This is a genomic window from Microvirga sp. ACRRW (assembly GCF_022346925.1).
Taxonomy (GTDB): Bacteria; Pseudomonadota; Alphaproteobacteria; order Rhizobiales; family Beijerinckiaceae; genus Microvirga.
The window spans coordinates 69411-85993 of the sequence record NZ_JAKRNJ010000008.1 but is presented as its reverse complement, the minus strand read 5'-3'; the positions used below and the strand labels follow the sequence as shown (position 1 = coordinate 85993).

At 63.7% G+C, this 16583-nt stretch carries 12 protein-coding genes; 3 read left to right on the top strand and 9 right to left on the bottom strand.

The window, feature by feature from the left end; translation table 11 throughout:
* Positions 1 to 41 precede the first annotated feature (41 nt).
* The 7 genes from MHY87_RS16640 to MHY87_RS16610 all read right to left on the bottom strand — a co-directional run bounded on the left by MHY87_RS16640 (position 42) and on the right by MHY87_RS16610 (position 8439).
* Complete coding sequence (locus MHY87_RS16640) at positions 42 to 1166, bottom strand: ABC transporter ATP-binding protein (RefSeq protein ID WP_239353689.1); 1125 nt, start codon at positions 1164 to 1166, stop codon at positions 42 to 44.
* Positions 1163 to 1897, bottom strand: a complete 735-nt coding sequence (gene scpB, locus MHY87_RS16635; protein WP_239353688.1) for an SMC-Scp complex subunit ScpB — start codon at positions 1895 to 1897, stop codon at positions 1163 to 1165. The genes MHY87_RS16640 and scpB overlap by 4 nt, the downstream gene beginning before the upstream one ends.
* The gene (locus tag MHY87_RS16630) at positions 1894 to 2703 is read right to left on the bottom strand and encodes a ScpA family protein (RefSeq protein ID WP_239353687.1); all 810 of its coding nucleotides are present in this window, start codon (positions 2701 to 2703) and stop codon (positions 1894 to 1896) included. The genes scpB and MHY87_RS16630 overlap by 4 nt, the downstream gene beginning before the upstream one ends.
* Before the next feature lie 39 nt (positions 2704 to 2742).
* The gene (gene nagZ, locus MHY87_RS16625) at positions 2743 to 3762 is read right to left on the bottom strand and encodes a beta-N-acetylhexosaminidase (RefSeq protein ID WP_239353686.1); all 1020 of its coding nucleotides are present in this window, start codon (positions 3760 to 3762) and stop codon (positions 2743 to 2745) included.
* Between the two features lie 71 nt (positions 3763 to 3833).
* The gene (locus MHY87_RS16620) at positions 3834 to 5315 is read right to left on the bottom strand and encodes an SPOR domain-containing protein (RefSeq protein WP_239353685.1); all 1482 of its coding nucleotides are present in this window, start codon (positions 5313 to 5315) and stop codon (positions 3834 to 3836) included.
* Positions 5316 to 5422: 107 nt separating this feature from the next.
* Positions 5423 to 7183 (bottom strand): arginine--tRNA ligase, encoded by a 1761-nt coding sequence (gene argS, locus MHY87_RS16615; protein WP_239353684.1) that lies wholly within the window; start codon positions 7181 to 7183, stop codon positions 5423 to 5425.
* A gap of 47 nt (positions 7184 to 7230) precedes the next feature.
* Positions 7231 to 8439 carry a deoxyguanosinetriphosphate triphosphohydrolase gene (locus MHY87_RS16610; protein WP_239353683.1) on the bottom strand — a complete coding sequence of 403 codons (1209 nt, stop codon included), beginning with the start codon at positions 8437 to 8439 and terminating at the stop codon, positions 7231 to 7233.
* A 95-nt stretch (positions 8440 to 8534) separates the two neighbouring features.
* Here MHY87_RS16610 and erpA point away from each other — a divergent pair, with 95 nt between their 5' ends.
* Entirely contained in the window at positions 8535 to 8861 is a 327-nt protein-coding gene (gene erpA, locus MHY87_RS16605) for an iron-sulfur cluster insertion protein ErpA (RefSeq protein ID WP_239353682.1), read from the top strand.
* A gap of 88 nt (positions 8862 to 8949) precedes the next feature.
* On the top strand, positions 8950 to 10800 hold the full coding sequence (locus tag MHY87_RS16600) for a hypothetical protein (RefSeq protein WP_239353681.1): 1851 nt from the start codon (positions 8950 to 8952) through the stop codon (positions 10798 to 10800).
* Between the two features lie 211 nt (positions 10801 to 11011).
* On the opposite strand, the gene MHY87_RS16595 is transcribed toward MHY87_RS16600, so the two are convergent.
* Together MHY87_RS16595 and aspS are read right to left on the bottom strand one after the other, a co-directional pair.
* Complete coding sequence (locus tag MHY87_RS16595) at positions 11012 to 13315, bottom strand: NADP-dependent malic enzyme (protein WP_239353680.1); 2304 nt, start codon at positions 13313 to 13315, stop codon at positions 11012 to 11014.
* 177 nt (positions 13316 to 13492) lie between these two features.
* Positions 13493 to 15301, bottom strand: a complete 1809-nt coding sequence (gene aspS, locus MHY87_RS16590; protein ID WP_239353749.1) for an aspartate--tRNA ligase — start codon at positions 15299 to 15301, stop codon at positions 13493 to 13495.
* Between the two features lie 858 nt (positions 15302 to 16159).
* Here aspS and MHY87_RS16585 point away from each other — a divergent pair.
* On the top strand, positions 16160 to 16546 hold the full coding sequence (locus MHY87_RS16585; protein WP_239353679.1) for a hypothetical protein: 387 nt from the start codon (positions 16160 to 16162) through the stop codon (positions 16544 to 16546).
* Positions 16547 to 16583 lie beyond the last annotated feature (37 nt).

Here is a 16583-nt window from a genome sequence, read left to right as displayed (position 1 = left end):
CTCGACAAGGCGCGAACTCGAATTATGAACTCGCGGTCAACCTATGCGTCGGCCGCGGCGAAAACAAGGACATCCTTTGGTTCAACATCGATGCCCACATCCTGCCCCTCTTTCACGTCAACGGGATCGTGAACGCGGGCCTGAAGCGGCCTGTCGAGGCCTTGAACATCGATATGCACCAAATCGACCTCGCCGAGAAAGCGACGTGACACCACACGTCCCGGCAGGCAGAAGCCCGCAGGCTTGAGCTTTACGCCCTGCGGCCGCACGCAGACGACAGCCGGGCCATCCTCCAGGGCGGGCGCGGGGAACACGCCCACCGGGCAGCTCACCTGCCCGTTGCGGACGGTGCCTTCGATCTCGTTGAAGTCGCAGAAGAACCGTGCAGCGAAAAGATTCACCGGCCTGCGGTAGATCTCCTCGGCAGTCCCCTGCTGAATGATTGTGCCGGCGCGCATCAGGACGATGCGATCCGCGATCCGCATGGCCTCTTCAGGGTCATGCGTGACCACGATGGTCGTCGCGCCGGTTTCCCTCAGGATTGCGACGGTCTCGTCCCGGATCGCATCGCGCATGCGGCGGTCGAGATTGGAGAACGGTTCGTCCATGAGCAGCACGCCGGGACGGGGCGCGATGGAGCGCGCCAGCGCCACCCGCTGCTGTTCGCCGCCGGAGAGCGTATGGGGAAATTCGTTGGCGTAATGCTCAAGCCCCACACGGGAGAGCGCCCGACGTGCAGCGATGTCAGCCTCGGAGGCAGAAAGGTCCTTGAGCCCGAACATCACGTTCTGCAGCACTGTCATATGCGGAAACAGCGCGTAATCCTGGAACATCAGGCCGATGCCCCGGCGCTCCGGCTCCACGAAGCTCTTTGCACTGCTGACTTCGCGGCCATCCATCATCACGCGGCCGGAAGTGGGAGCCTCGACCCCCGCCGCGATCCGCAGCAGCGTGGTCTTGCCGCAACCCGAATGGCCGAGAAGGCAGACAAGCTCGCCCGGCTCGACCGTCAGCGACACGCCTTTGAGCGCCTCAGTGGAATTGTAGGTCTGGACGATATTCTCGAAGGAGAGCTGGGCCGGGATCGACGCGCCCGCCGTGCCACGCTGTCCCCACCGGGGCAGACGGAAGCGGTCGCGCGCGGACACGGCGGGTTTGTCGCTCATTCCTCGCCGGTCTCGCCCGTCTCGGTCTTGTGCATGTCGAGGGGCTCCTGGAACAGGTCATCCTGGTCCAGCGGATCCTCGTCCTCGCGCAGAGCCTCCGCGTCGGAGGGCACCGGCACGGACATGTCGGAGGGCACGCGGCCCTCGATGAAGCCTGCGCCTTTCAGCTCTTCGAGACCTGGCAGATCCTCGATGGCGTCCAGGCCGAAATGATCGAGGAAAGCAGGCGAAGTACCGTAGGTGACGGGACGGCCCGGCGCCTTGCGGCGGCCGCGCAGGCGGATCCAGCCGGTTTCCAGCAGCAGGTCCAGCGTGCCCTTGGAGGTGGCGACGCCGCGAATTTCCTCGATCTCCGCACGGGTCACCGGCTGGTGATAGGCGATGATCGACAGGGTTTCCATGGCGGCGCGCGAGAGCTTGCGCTGCTCCACCACATCGCGAGCGAGCACGAAGGAAAGATCGCTCGCCGTGCGGAAGGCCCATTTGCCCGCAACCCGAACGAGGTTCACCCCACGCAGCGCGTAAAGCTCCTGAAGGTCCTCCAGAATCTTCTGGATATCCGCGCCTTCCGGCAAGCGGCCCGCCAATTCCTCGGGGCTCAGCGGCTCGGCGGAGGCGAACAGAAGCGCCTCGGCGATGCGGATCGCCTCGCCGTGATCGGGCACGCGGCTCTCGACGGAGGCCTCTTCCAGAGCCTCGACGTCTTCGATTTCGTCGATTTCATTCATCATGATTGGGCTCCTGTTTCGGCCTGGTCGGCGGACTTGACCCAGACCGGAGCGAAGGCTTCGTCCTGCCTGACCGTGAGCTTGCCCTCGCGGACCATTTCCAGGGTCGCGGACAAGGCAGAGGCCAGAACGGTCGGCCGCATGGCGGGCTCGACCATGAATTCCACGAGATAGGTATCGAGCGTGACCCAGTCGCTGCTCAGGTGCCCCACGAGCCGCTCAAGCGCCTCGCGGGCATCGATCAGCGACCAGACATTGCGCTTGTGGAGCGAAACCTTGCTGTTGAATTTCAGCTGCCTCTGCTGCGCATAGGCCTTGAGCAGGTCGTAGAGGCTGGCCTCGTAGCGGGCGTCCCGGTGGATGACCACCGGCTCCGGCGCGCCACGAGCGAAGATGTCGCGACCCAAGACCGAGCGTTCGCCCAGCTTCTTGGCGACTTCGCGGATCGCCTCCAGGCGGCGCAGGCGCAGGGCCAGAGCCGTGGCGAGATCCTCGGCACTCGGCTCCTCGCCCTTCGGCGGCTCGGGCAGCAGCAGACGGGACTTGAGATAGGCGAGCCAGGCCGCCATCACGAGATAATCGGCCGCCAGCTCCAGGCGCATGCGGCGCGCTTCTTCGATGAAGGCGATGTACTGCTCGGCGAGCGCCAGGATGGAAATGCGGTGCAGGTCCACCTTCTGGCGGCGGGCCAGCTCCAGGAGAAGGTCGAGCGGGCCTTCGAACCCGTCCACGTCGACGAGGAGCGCAGGCTCGCCTTCACCGCGCTCGGCGGCGGGCTCGACATCCTCGAAGGGTAAGGGCTTGGCCATGGATCTACTCAACTGAAGCGGGGTGCGACCTTGGGGCGCTTATGCGATCATCGCAAGAGCGGCGTCGAGTCTTGCACGCGCATCCACAGGATCGAGGGGTTCCGGCTCGTGCCGGATACGGGAAAGCGCGGCCTCTGCTCTCGTAAGGGCAAGGCCCTCAAGAAGCGGCGCGGCTTCCGCCACTTCCGTCATTTCATCCATCTGGCCGTTGCAATGCAGGGCCATGTCGCAGCCTGCCGCAAAGGCAGCCTCGGTCTTCTCCCGGAAGGTGCCCGACAGCGCCTTCATCGAAAGGTCGTCCGTCATGAGAAGCCCGTCATAGCCGATATGATTGCGGATGATGTCCTGCACGACGCTGGGAGATGTCGTGGCAGGCCGCTCGGGATCGATGGCCGTGTAGACCACATGCGCCGTCATCGCGAGAGGCATGTCGGTCATCATGCGGAAAGGCGCGAAATCGTGACGCTCCAGCTCCTCGCGAGACGCCTCGACCACGGGCAGCGCCAGATGGCTGTCAGCCCCTGCCCGTCCGTGGCCGGGAATATGCTTGACCACCGGCAGGACGCCGCCCGCCATGAGACCCTCGGCGGCGGCGCGACCCAGCACGGCCACCTTTTCGGGCGTCTTGCCATAGGCCCGGTCGCCGATCACGTCATGTGCTCCCGGTGACGGCACGTCGAGCACAGGTAGGCAATCCACGGTCACGCCGACGGAACGCAGGTCATGGGCGATCAGGCGCGCGCCGAGACGGGCAAGCTCCCGCTGGACAAGCGGATCGTTGGCGTGAAGGGCGCCATAGGTGGCGCCGGAGGGATATTTCGGCCAATGCGGTGGGCCCATGCGCTGAACCCGGCCGCCTTCCTGATCGATCAGGATCGGAGCCTCCTCGCGCCCGACAGCTTCGCGCAAGGAGGCGCAAAGCGCCCTCACCTGCTCAGGCGTATCGACGTTGCGGCGGAACAGAATGAATCCCCAGGGAGCCGCCTCTTTGAAGAAGGCAACCTCGTCGGGGGTCAGCTCATGGCCGGAGCAGCCAGCAATAAAGGCGCGGGTTTTCATGCCCGCGCCTTACGGCCCTTGAGTACAAGGGTCAAGAAGTCTTGTCGGCCAAGCCGCCTCAGTTCGCCGCCTCAGTTCTTGGCGACGAAGCACTGGCCGCCCTGGCCCTGCAGCTTGGAGCAGAGGGAGGAGGCCTCTTCCCGAGACAGGGGGCCGACCCGGACGCGGTAGATGGTGTTGCCGTTCACCTCGGCCTTGCGGATCAGGGAGGGCATGCCTTCGAGATCCGGGTACTTGCGCTGGTAGCCGGAGAAAGCCGTTTCCGCCGCCGTCTCCGAATTGGCGAGACCCAGCTGAACGGCATAGCCGCCAGCCAGAGCTGTGGTGTCCGCAGCCGTTGCGGCAGGAGCAGCGACGGGAACCGGCTGAGCCGAGGCCACCCGTTGCGGGGCAGGAGCAGCGGCAGGCGTCTCGACAGGAACGGCTGCAACCGGTGCCGGCTTCGGCGCGGGAGCCGGAGTGGCAGGCGCGGCTACAGGCGCGGCAGGAGCAGGCCTGGGCTGAGCCGAGGCCGTCTGAACCGCCGCAGGCTGAGCAGCCGCCGGAAGGGTCATGGCGGCAACCTGGGCAGGAGCGGAATGAGCGTTGGCGGACTCAGGCGCGCCGGCCACGGAGCCGTCGGGACGGATCGTGACGGTGCGAACCTTGCGAGGCTCGCCGAGGTTCAGGCTGTTGGAAGCACCGCGAGCATGAGGAGCTGCACCCGGAACAGTCGTGCCGGTTGCATCGGCAACAGCGGAGCCGCCATTGGAACGCACGGCCTGCTGCACGTCGACCGGCTGCTCCTCGCGGTTCACGACCTTGGTGTCGGTGTTCTGAGAGCGCTCGTAGATCTGCTTGTTCTGGTTCGGAATTTCGACCCCGCCCGGGTTCTGCGGCTGAACCTTCACCGGTTCCGTCGTTGCCTGGACGAGAACGGGCGTGCCGTTTCCTGAAACGCTCGAAGAGCCGCTGAACAGATACGTACCGCCGCCACCGATCACGACGGCGCCGAGAACGACGCCGGCGGCGATCAGGCCCTTGCGGGATTTCGGCTTCTCGACAGCCGGATAATCGAGGCGCTCGGGCTGGCCGTAACCGCCTCCGGCGTAATTGTCCGCGCCGTCATCGTAATACTCGTCGGCATAATCGCCCTGCTCGTAGGCATCCTGACTGTAGGACGCCTGCTGGGGCTGAGCCTGCTGCTGATAGCCATAAGCCTGAGCATTGCTGCGGGGGGCGGCAGGCTGGGCATAGCTGCCTAGGTCGAGATCGGGAACCTCGAACCCCGCGTGACGCGCCTGAGCCGGAGCCTGGCGAGAGACGGGCGTCATAGTGTCGCGTGCCGCAAAAAGATCGTCGATCGCAGAGGCCTGCGGACGCGGCCTTACCGCGTCATCATTGGCCAAAATGGCCTGAAAAGGGTCGTCTTGGCCCACGATCCGAGCCAATTCGGCCAAGGGATCGCTACGCGTTGCGGCGGCGGGCTGGACCTGAGGGGAGCCCGCCTGGGCAAGCTGACGCTCGATCTCAGACAGATCGACGTCAAAACGGGGCTTCACTGATTCGCTCATGCGCCGGTCCTCCAGTTACGCGACAGGAGCCCAACGCTCCGCCGGCAAGACGTGACAGCATCCGGCGCAGACTTTTTCCCTAAACGGTTGATCCGCTTGAGAAAACGTTAGCGCATTTCATCGGGTGCCGTGACGCCCAGGATTGCGAGGCCAGATGCCAGCACACCCTTCAGGGCATGCACGAGCGCGAGCCTCGCTTTTGTTGAATCTTTATCAGTTAGATTAACAAAGCGTAATTGCGGCAAGTCTTTGCCCTTATTCCAGAGACTGTGGAAGGCGCTGGCGAGGTCGTAGAGGTAGAACGCGACCCGGTGGGGCTCGTGAGCCTCTGCAGCCGCCTCGACCATGCGCGGGAACTGGGCAATGCGGTGAATGAGATCGGTCTCCGCCTCGTCCGTGAGGATCGACAGATCGGCCTTCTCAAGCTGAGCCGCAGAAAAGTCCTCGCCCGGATAAGCCTCAGACGCCTGACGGAAGATCGAGGCGCTTCGGGCGTGCGCGTATTGCACATAGAAGACGGGGTTGTCCTTGGACTGCTCCACGACCTTGGCGAGGTCGAAATCCAGCGTCGCATCGTTCTTGCGGAAGATCATCATGAAGCGGGTCGCATCTCGGCCCACCTCGTCCACCACGTCGCGCAGGGTCACGAAGTCGCCGGAACGCTTGGACATCTTCACCGGCTCACCGCCGCGCAGAAGCTTGACCAATTGGCAGAGCTTTACATCCAGGTCGCCCTTGCTGTCGGTGACGGCTTTCGTCGCCGCTTGCATGCGCTTTACGTAGCCGCCGTGATCCGCACCCCATACGTCGATCATGGAGGCGAAGCCGCGCTCGTACTTGGAGCGGTGATAGGCGATGTCGGAGGCGAAATAGGTGTAGGAGCCGTCGGACTTCAGCAGCGGACGATCAACCTCGTCGCCGAACGCGGTGGCGCGGAACAGCAGTTGCTCGCGATCTTCCCAGTCCTCGTCCTTCTGGCCCTTGGGCGGCGGCAGGCGGCCCATATAGACGAGGTCGCGGCTGCGCATATCCTCGATCAGCTTCTTCACTTTATCCTCTGCGCCGAGCTGCAGGGAACGCTCAGAGAAGAACACGTCGTGATGGATGTTGAGCACCGCGAGATCGGCGCGGATCATGTCCATCATCGCGTTGATGGAGGCCTCGCGCACAAGCGGCAGCCACTCGGCTTCCGGCTTGCTCAGGAGGCTGTCGCCGTGCTCCTTGGCGAGCTTCTCACCGACAGGTTTCAGGTAATCGCCGGGATAAAGCCCTTCCGGAATCTCGCCGATGTTATGGCCGAGCGCCTCCTTGTAACGGAGGTAAGCCGAGCGGGCGAGCACATCGACCTGCGCACCCGCATCGTTGATGTAGTATTCGCGGCTCACCTTGTAGCCCGCGAAGTCGAGAAGACCGGCAAGCGCATCGCCGAACACCGCGCCACGGCAATGGCCCACATGCATCGGGCCGGTCGGGTTGGCCGAGACGTATTCCACGTTGACGGGCTGGCCCGCGCCCTGCCCGCTCCGGCCGAAGCCGGTAGCATCCACCACGGCGGCGCGCAGCACCTCGTGCATCACTTCGGGAGCAAGGCGGATGTTGATGAAGCCGGGGCCCGCGATCTCGACCTTGGTGACGCGCGGATCGTTCTGGAGATCGGCCACGAGCAGCTCGGCGAGAGCGCGCGGGTTCATGCGCGCTTCCTTGGAGAGCACCATGGCGGCGTTGGTGGCGAGATCGCCATGGGACGGATCGCGCGGCGGCTCGACCACGACACGGCTCACGTCCAGCCCCGATGGAATCTTACCCTCGCCGGCTAGACGGCCAAGCGCATCGGCAACCCGCTTCTCAAACAACCCGAAAATGTTCATGGTACTTTGTCTCTGAAGAGCCTGCGGCCCTGAATGCTGTGCTGCGCCTAGCGCAGGTCCGGCGTTACGTCAAACAAACGTCGGTGTTCGAGGATCGCATAACGGTCCGTCATGCCCGCGATGTAATCCGCCACCCGGCGGGCGAGACGCGGCTCGTCGTCCCTCGGCAAATCCGCCTGCCATTCCTCCGGCATCAGCTCCGGTTCGGCTGTGAAGCGGCGGAAGAGGTCGCCCAGGATGGCATCGGCCTGGGCTCGGACCCGCATCACCTCCGAGTGACGGTACATGTGGGCATAGAGGAAGCGCTTGATCGCGGCATCCGCATCCCGCATTTCCTTGGAGAAGCAGATCACCGTCTCGGACGCCTTGCGAATATCCTCGGCGGCCTGAGGGTTCAGCGCCGCGATCCGCCGGTCGCCCTCTCTCACCACGTCCTCCACGAAGCGGGTGATGACCCGGCGGGTCAGTTCGTGGATGCGCCTGGAGAGGTCGAGGCTCGGCCAGCGGCTGTCGATCTCGGTCAGGATCTCGTTGAGGAGCGGCACCTCGCGCAGGTCGTCGATCTTGAACAGCCCTGCTCTCAGGCCATCGTCGATATCGTGAGCGTCATAGGCAATGTCATCGGCAATCGCCGCGGCCTGGGCCTCGCCGCTGGCGAAGGTGGCAAGCTCAAGGTTCTGGATGGCGTTGTATTCCAGGATCGCGAGCGGGACGCCGCGCTCGGCATAGCGCAGGGTCGGCTTGCCATCGGGTTCGAGGAGCGGGCCGTTATGCTTGACCAGCCCTTCGAGGGTCTCCCAGGTCAGGTTGAGCCCATCGTAATCGGGATAGCGTCGCTCCAGGCGTGTGACGACCCGCAAGGCCTGGGCGTTGTGATCGAAGCCACCGAAGGCCGCCATGCATTCTTCGAGCGTATCCTCGCCCGTATGGCCGAACGGCGTGTGACCAAGGTCGTGGGAGAGCGCCAGGGCCTCCGCCAGATCCTCGTCCAGGCCAAGCGAACGGGCCAGGGCTCGGGCGATCTGGCTCACCTCGATAGTATGGGTCAGGCGCGTCCGGAAATGGTCACCCTCGTGATAGACGAACACCTGCGTCTTATGCTTGAGCCTTCGGAAGGCCGAGGAATGGATGATCCGGTCCCGGTCACGCTGGAAATCGCTGCGGGTGGGCGATGCCGCCTCAGGAAAAAGGCGACCACGGCTCGCCCACGGATTGCAGGCATAGGAGGCTCGCCATCTCTCGCCAAAGGGCCGCACGTGTCATTCCCGGGTTGAAGCCTTGTCAGGGCGCACTTACCTTGCTCTTAAGAGCTTGTCCAAGACTTATGTCCTTGTGAGGACCGGAAGCACCCATGGCTGGAATTTCCCTGACCGAACGCGCCGCCCGCCGCATCAACGAGATCATGGCCGCCGAGCCCCAAGGCTCGATGCTGAGAATCAGCGTCAATGGAGGCGGCTGTTCCGGGTTCCAATATGCCTTCGACGTGGACCGGACCCGGCAGGACGACGACCTGCTGATCGAGAAGGATGGGGCGACCGTGGTGGTCGATGAAGTCTCGATCCAATACATGGACGGCTCCGTGATCGATTTCGTGGACGATCTGATCGGCCAGTCCTTCAAGATCGAGAATCCTCACGCCACAGCTTCCTGTGGCTGCGGCACCTCGTTCTCCTTGTGAAACCCTGTCTCCCGCCCTAGCCTCTCACGAGATTTTTCGGCCTGAGCTTTTCTAGAGCTTCAGGCCTTTGGCTTCTTGTGGGGATAAAATGAAGCTCCTTCATCGCTCAGGCGTATGCGCGCTTGCTCTCATGGCCGGCACGGCCGCCATGCAATTCGAGCCTGCAGTTCTGCGAAACCTCGCCTTCGACAATGGCTCCCAGCAGATTACCATCGGCGCCGTGAAGGCGCCGCTATGGAGCGCGGCTTTCGCGCAGAGTGCGGACAGCTTCACCCTCGACAATGTCCGCTTCACTTGGGGTGCCTTCACCTATGAGGCGAAGCAGGTGACGTTCAGCGGCGCCTCCGTCGTCCGCCGCGAGATCGAGGGCCTGTTCTCTTCCGGCTCGGAACCCTTCGCGGATCGCCTGGCCCGGGTCAGTGCCAAGCAGGTAATCGTGCCGGAACTGAAGGTCACGCAGAAGCTCGGCAAGGGAACGCAGACGATCCTCTATCGGAATGTTTCCATCAACGATGTCGTCAACGGCAAGATCGCTTCCACAACGGCCGAGACGACGGCAATCGAGGAAACCGGTGAGAACAGCCCAACGCTCATCAGCTACGGCAAGAGCACCATCACCGATTTCGATCTGCCCTCCTTCGCGCGGGTTTACGAGGCGAAAGACGCCTCGGCTCCTCTCACGAAAATCTATGGCGCCTTCAGCATCGAAAAGATCGATGCAGCGACACGCGACGGAAAAGGCAGTGTTCAGATCGCGCGTCTCAGCGGCCGTGACGTCATGATCCGTCCCATCAAGGATTCCTGGAGCAGTACTCTCACCTTCATCGAGGAAATGTCCGGGAAGGATGAGCATTCCTCTGAGGAAAAGACACGCCTGCTGCAGAGCGTGGCCGATCTCATGAATGCTTTCGACGCCGGCCTGATCGAGGCTACCGGCTTTACGATCAAGAGCGGCGGCAAGGACAGCAACGGGACCGGCACCATCGCGCGGATGGCCTATACGGGCGCGAATGGCGCGAAGCCTGCAGAGGCGCGGATCGAAGGCGTCGAGATCGTGGACGAGGAAACCCGCCTGAAAGTCGGAGCGGTCAGCCTGACCGGCTTCTCTCTCGCGCCGACATTGAACGGGCTGAAGGCCCTCGAAGGCAAGTCGCTGGACAATCTGGACCATGCGGCGATGCGCAGCCTCATCCCGACTTTGGGAACGCTGACCATCACGGACATGGACATCGACGCACCGGCCGCGGACGACAAGCCGACCGAGCGCGTGCGTATGATCGTCGGCTCCATGGAGATCACCGCCGACAAGCCGCGCAACGGCATTCCGACGAATATCCGGTTCGATCAGCGCAATGCTTCCTTGTCCTATCCGGACAACACGACCGACGAGTTGGCCCTGCAGCTTCGCGCGCTGGGTTACAAGTCGTTCGAGACATCCTCCACTCTCGCCGCCACCTGGAACGAGGCCACGAACGAGATCGCCATCAAGGAGTTCTCGCTGGACGGAAAGGACATGGGCAGCGTGCGCATGACGGGCCTCATCGGCAATGTCAGCCCGGATCTGTTCAATCCCGACGAGGGAGCGGCCTCTGCCGCCCTGCTGAGCTCGAAGGCGAAGTCGTTGAACATCGTGGTCGAGAACCGCGGCCTCTTCGACCGCTATCTCGAGTTTGCCGCCAAGGAGCAAGGCGCCACGCCCGATGCCTTGAGGAAGCTCTATGCGGGCGCCACGCCGCTCGTGGTGTCGAGCATGATCGGCAACTCGGAAAACGCCCAAATGCTCGGCAAGGCCATCGCCCGCTTCATCGAGAAGCCTGGTAAGCTTACCATTGAGGCTCAACCGAAGAGCGCGTCCGGCTTCGGCGTCATGGACTACATGCTCGCCTCCGATCCGAAGGCGGCGCTGGAGAAGTTCAAGATCACCGCGAAGGCGGAGTGAGCGGACGTTTTGGCGGGATCTCTCCGCCGTCATCCCGGGACTGCGGAGCAGAACCCGGGATCGTCAGACGAGAGCGGCGCTCTATTCTGCGCGCGATCCCGGATCTTCGCTACGCTCCGTCCGGAATGACGGGAGAGGAAAATGCGCTCTTCTGAATCGAGATGGCCGGGACGAGCCCGGCCATGCACGACACATGAATTCATGACTGCGATCAGATCAGCGTCGGCTGATCCTGCTCGGTGGCCTGCGCTTCCACCACCGCAATCGCCGTAAGATTCACGATGCCGCGCGCCGTCACGGATGGCGTGAGGATGTGCGCGGGCTTTGCCGGGCCGATGAGGATCGGGCCGACGGGGAGCGAATCCGCCAGGATCTTCGTGAACTGGAAGGCGATGTTGGCAGCGTCCAGGTTCGGCATGATCAGCACGTTCGCCTCGCCCGTCAGGCGCGAGCCGGGGTTCACGCGGTCGCGGATCATCTGGGAGAGCGCGGCGTCCGCCTGCATCTCGCCATCGACCTCAAGCTCAGGCGCGCGGTCGTTGATGCACGCCAACGCGTTGCGCATCTTCACGGCGGAACGGGTATCGGCCGCACCGAAATCCGCATGCGAGAGCAGCGCGATCTTGGGCTCCATGCCGAAGCGGCGCACGTGGCTGGCGCAGGCAATCGCCATGTCGGCGATCTCTTCCGCGCTGGGGTCGAACTGCACATGCGTGTCGGCGAGGAAGTATGCGCCCTTCGACGTGATGACGAGGGACAGAGCCGCCATCTCGTGCACGCCGGGAGCAAGGCCGATGATGTCCTTGATGTGCTTCACGCGCGACTGGAAGCGGCCTTCGAGGCCGCAGATCAGCGCATCCGCATCGCCACGTCGAACGGCAAGCGCGCCGATCACGGTATTGTTGGTGCGAACGAGAGTCTTCGCCGCATCCGGCGTGATGCCCTTGCGGCCTGCCGCTTCCACATAAGTGGCGACGTAATCGCGATAGCGCGGATCGTCTTCCGGGTTCACGAGATCGAAATGCTTGCCGATCTCCATGGAGAGACCGAAGCGCTTGATGCGCGCTTCCACCACGTTCGGACGCCCGATCAAGATCGGCTTTGCGATCCGCTCTTCAACGATCACCTGCACCGCGCGCAGCACGCGCTCGTCCTCACCCTCAGCATAGATCACGCGCTTCGGATCGGACTTCGCCTGCGAGAAGAGCGGCTTCATGATGAAGCCGGAGCGGAACACGAAGCGGCCGAGGGACTCGGCGTAAGCCTCAAGATCCTCCAGCGGGCGCTTGGCAACGCCGGAATCCATGGCAGCCTTCGCGACAGCCGGCGCGATGCGCAGGATCAGGCGCGGATCGAACGGGCTCGGGATCAGCGACTTGCGCCCGAAGGGATGCGCCTCGCCGCCATAGGCGCGCGCCACGACTTCGGACGGGGCTTCTCGCGCAAGGCTCGCAATCGCCTTCACGGCAGCGGCCTTCATTTCCTCGTTGATGGTGGTCGCGCCCACATCGAGCGCACCGCGGAAGATGTAGGGGAAGCAGAGGACGTTGTTGACCTGGTTCGGATAATCCGAACGGCCTGTGCAGATCATCGCGTCGGGACGGGCGGCCTCCGCCTCTTCCGGCATGATCTCAGGGTAAGGATTGGCGAGCGCCATGATGAGCGGACGCGGCGCCATCTTGGCGAGCAGCTCCGGCTTCAGAATGCCGCCAGCGGACAAGCCCAGGAACACGTCCGCATCGACGATCACATCGGCGAGCGTGCGTGCATCGGTCTTCTGCGCATAGACCGACTTCCAGCGGTCCATGAGCTCGTTGCGGCCGTCATGCACGACGCCTTCGATATCCGTAACCCAGATGTTCTCACGCTTGGCGCCGAGCGACACGAGCAAATTGAGGCAAGCGAGCGCGGCTGCTCCTGCACCCGACGTGACGATCTTTACGTCCGCGATGTTCTTGCCCGCAAGCTCCAGGGCATTGGTGACGGCGGCGCCCACGATGATGGCGGTGCCGTGCTGGTCGTCGTGGAAGACCGGGATGCCCATGCGGGCCTTCAACCGCTCCTCCACCTCGAAGCATTCCGGGGCCTTGATGTCTTCGAGGTTGATGCCGCCGAAGGTGGGCTCCAAAGCCGCGATCACTTCGACGAGCTTGTCCACGTTCTTCTCGTCCACCTCGATATCGAACACGTCGATGCCGGAGAACTTCTTGAACAGGACCGCCTTGCCTTCCATCACGGGCTTGGAGGCGAGCGGGCCGATATCGCCCAGGCCGAGCACGGCGGTGCCGTTGGAGATCACGGCCACGAGGTTCTGGCGGGAGGTGAGATTGGCGGCCTGTTCCGGATCGGCGGCAATCGCCTCGCAAGGGGCGGCCACGCCGGGCGAATAGGCCAGCGCCAGGTCGCGCTGGTTGCCGAGGGGCTTGGTGGGCTGGATCTCGAGCTTACCGGGACGCGGATGCTGATGGTAGAACATCGCTCCCGATTTCAGATCCTGCGAGATGTTGTCTCCCATCTCAACGCTCCTTACCCAACCGTTTTTGTTTCTATGGCCCTTGTGAGCGCCCTAGGCCTTGGCGTCAATGTTCTTCTCCAGCAGCAGGGTGAACATCTGGCCCATGCAGGCGCTCAAAACGTTTTCGGCAGCGCCTGAGCACTGCCGAAAAGGGAAATCATCAATAAGCCGACCGGCTTATTTCTCCGGCAAATTCGTGCGGATGTGCAGCTCGCGCAGCTGCTTGGGCGTCGCCTCGGAGGGCGCGCCGAGCAGCAGGTCTTCCGCCTTCTGGTTCATGGGGAAGAGCGTGATCTCGCGCAGATTCTGCGCGCCGCAGAGCAGCATCACGATGCGGTCCACGCCAGCGGCCATGCCACCATGCGGAGGAGCGCCGTACTGGAACGCGCGGTACATGCCGCCGAAGCGGTCCATGACTTCCTGCTCGCCGTAGCCCGCGATCTCGAACGCCTTCACCATCCGGTCGGGGCGGTGGTTACGGATCGAGCCCGAAGCCATCTCGTAGCCGTTGCAGACCATGTCGTACTGGAACGCCGTGATCTTGAGGATCTTGTCCTTGTCCGACGGATTAAGCGCCATGAACTCGTCGTGGCCCATGTTGCCCATGGAGAACGGGTTGTGGGAGAAGTCGATCTTCTTCTCGTCCTCGTTCCACTCATATTGCGGGAAGTCGACGATCCAGCAGAAGGCGAACTGGTCCTTGTTGCCCAAGCCCAGCTCGTCGCCGATGCGCACGCGCGCCTTGCCGGCGAGCGAGGCGGCCTTGTCCTCGTTGCCTGCGGAGAAGAACACCGCATCGCCCGCCTTGATGCCCGCCTTCTCGCGAATGATCGCTTGGGCGGCGTCAGGGATGAACTTGGCGATCGGGCCCTTGGCGACGATCTGGCCGCCCTCTTCCTCGTAGACGATGTAGCCGAGGCCGGGAGCGCCTTCCGAGCGGGCCCAGTCGTTGAGCTTGTCGAAGAAGGAGCGCGGCTGCGAGGCTGCGCCCGTCGCCGGGATGGCGCGCACGACGCCGCCGCCCTTCACCACGTTCTTGAACGCGTTGAAGGTCACGTCCTCACGCTCGAACACCTCCGACACGTCGGCGATGATGAGCGGGTTGCGCAGATCCGGCTTGTCGGAGCCGTATTTCAGCATGGACTCGAAATACGGGATGCGCGGGAATACCTCCGTCACCGGCTTACCGTCCGCGAACTCCTTGAAGGTGTCGCGGATCACCGGCTCCATGGTCTGGAAGATGTCTTCCTGCGTGACGAAGCTCATCTCCACGTCGAGCTGGTAGAACTCGCCCGGCAGACGGTCGGCGCGCGGGTCCTCGTCGCGGAAGCAGGGGGCGATCTGGAAGTACCGGTCGAAGCCGGACATCATGATCAGCTGCTTGAACTGCTGCGGAGCCTGCGGCAGCGCGTAGAACTGTCCGGGATGGATACGCGAAGGCACGAGGAAGTCGCGCGCGCCCTCGGGCGAGGAGGCCGTCAGGATCGGCGTCGTGAACTCGAAGAAGCCGCTTTGCTGCATGCGGGCGCGCAGCGAGTTCACGATGGCGCCGCGCTTCATGATGTTGTTGTGCAGCTTCTCGCGGCGAAGGTCGAGATAGCGGTACTTGAGGCGCGTCTCTTCCGGATATTCCTGGTCGCCGAAGACCGGCATGGGCAGCTCGTCCGCCGGGCCGAGCACCTCAAGGTCGGTGATGTAGACCTCGATCATGCCGGTGGGCAGCTCTGCATTTTCGGTGCCCGCCGGGCGCTTACGCACCTTGCCGTCCACGCGGACCACCCACTCGGACCGGGCCGTCTCAGCGAGCTTGAAAGCCGGGGAATCCGGGTCGATCACGCACTGCGTCATGCCGTAATGGTCGCGCAGGTCGATGAACAGCACGCCGCCATGGTCGCGGATGCGGTGGCACCAGCCGGACAGGCGGGTGACCTGCCCGACATCGGATTCGCGGAGCGCGCCGCAGGTGTGGGAACGGTAACGGTGCATGGAGGCGGACATGAGAAAAGCCTGCTGGTTCTGAGTTACGCGCAAGATCCATGGGAGGCCGGGGAAGTCAAGGACGAAGGATGAATGAGGGGCATGTTCGGGCGCTCCCGCCCCTTTCGGGCAGGTGGCTTCCGGCTTGCGGTGGCCCAGTCCGTCGCATTCGAGAGGGAAGCGCGGGAGGCATACATGCTTCGCGAACCCGAAAGCGGAGCGCGCGAAAGGGGGGCGGGACGGGAAACCCGCCCGGGCTCGGAAAGCATCCGCCTCCCGCGCGCGGCTTGTTGAGAACCCGGCCTCGGCGCTCCGGCGCCATCAGGGACGAACCCTCAGAGACGCCTTATGCACGGCTTTGCGCGCAGCCCTGGAATCGTGTTCCAGCACTGGCGAGGCTGAGGGAGCGTGTGCGCAGCCTGCCCGGACAAGCTCAGCGCCTCTTCCTCCCCGCTCGGGCTCCTGAGGCCGACGGGTGCGAGACCGCCGGCGCATCAGAACCGCATCCGCTCTCCACGACCGACGCCTCGGGCGCGTCCCTCGGAAGAGGCGGACCCCATGCATATGGCCCAGCCTAGGCATTTTGTCAAGAACAAAAACGGAACATCGCTCTTGCAGGGACTGCTAAGGCGTCCTCCCTTTCCGCCTCTCGTCATCCCGGACGGCGCAGCCGAGCCCGGATCGCGGGCAGGATAAGGCGCAGGAAAACCTCTCCCGCCCGGGAGAGGGAACCCGCGCCATGCTCGTCATGCGATCCCGGGTTCTGCTGCGCAGCCCCGGGAGGACGGTCTGCCTGGCAGGGCCGCTCCGCCCTACCTCACCTTCAAATCCTTATTTTCAAAGGCTTTTACCCTTGCGGAACAAAGCGTGAATTCCCATATCCACTCTATGATTCAGAACCACGCAACCACCCTGCTCAAGCATGGCTCGAACGCCCCTCACGAGGAGCGGATCGAGGGGAATTGGCACGTCTATCCCTTCGATGGAGCGCTTGAGATCGACTATGTGGATCAGACCGGTAATCAGACCCGGCGCTGGGTGATCGTGCGCGAGCTGAAGGTCGGTCCCGGCAAGATGCTGCTGGGAGGCATCGACATGGCCGACGACGGCTATCGGGGCTTCCGGGTGGACCGGATCGAGCGGCTGGAAGATGCCGAAACCGGGATCGTGGTGGACCGCAATATCCTCGACTGGCTCATGAAGCGGGCCGAGCGGCAGGCAAAAGAGCGGAGGAAAGCCCTGCGCAGGGCCTAAAACCGGGTCGCCTGTACAGCCAGGTTCCGCTAAAAGA